1 pseudogene is annotated in these 725 nt (G+C 54.5%); it reads right to left on the reverse strand.

Annotated elements, in window-relative coordinates:
* Positions 1–725 (reverse strand): annotated as a pseudogene (locus RH89_RS29705) (FimV/HubP family polar landmark protein); the annotation flags it as partial.

Consider the following 725-nt stretch of genomic DNA (forward strand, 5'->3'; position numbering starts at 1 on the left):
CATCTAAAGCTACGTCTTCTGCAACAGCTTCTTCCGAAACTGGCGCTTCAACTTCTGGTGCTAGATCTTCTGCTAAAGGTGCTGGCTCATCTGCCATTGCATCCAAGGCAGCCGCTTCATCGAATTCGCCTAAGTCGGCATCATCGAGCTCAACGGTCTCTGGCTCTTCTGAAGCAACTTCTTCTGAAACTGGCGCTTCAACTTCTGGCTCTAGATCTTCTGCCAGTGGAGCTGGCTCATCTGCCATTGCATCCAACGCTGCCGTCTCATCGAACTCGCCCAGGTCTGCATCGTCCAGTTCAATGGGCTCTGGTTCTTCTAAAACAGGCTCTTCTGGAACAACTTCTTCTGAAACTGGCGCTTCAACTTCTGGTGATGTTTCAGCTAAGTCAGCCGCTAGCTCTTGGTCTAGCTCGTTCAGCCCCATTTCATCTGAGTTGTCGGCTTCTGCCTGAACTTCTTCCAGACCGCTTAGATCTGAATCCTCGAAGTCCCAGTCTTCGTCCTGTGGCGTGCCAAATTCATTTGGCACAGCTTCAGGCATAACTAATTCTGGCTCTGGCTCTGGCTCTGGCTCTGGCTCTGGCTCTGGCTCTGGCTCTGGCTCTGGCTCTGGCTCTGGCTCTGGCTCTGGCTCTGGCTCTGGCTCTGGCTCTGGCTCTGGCTCTGGCTCTGGCTCTGGCTCTGGCTCTGGCTCTGGCTCTGGCTCTGGCTCTGGCTCTGGC

The organism is Vibrio nigripulchritudo ATCC 27043 (genome assembly GCF_000222685.1).
GTDB lineage: Bacteria > Pseudomonadota > Gammaproteobacteria > Enterobacterales > Vibrionaceae > Vibrio > Vibrio nigripulchritudo.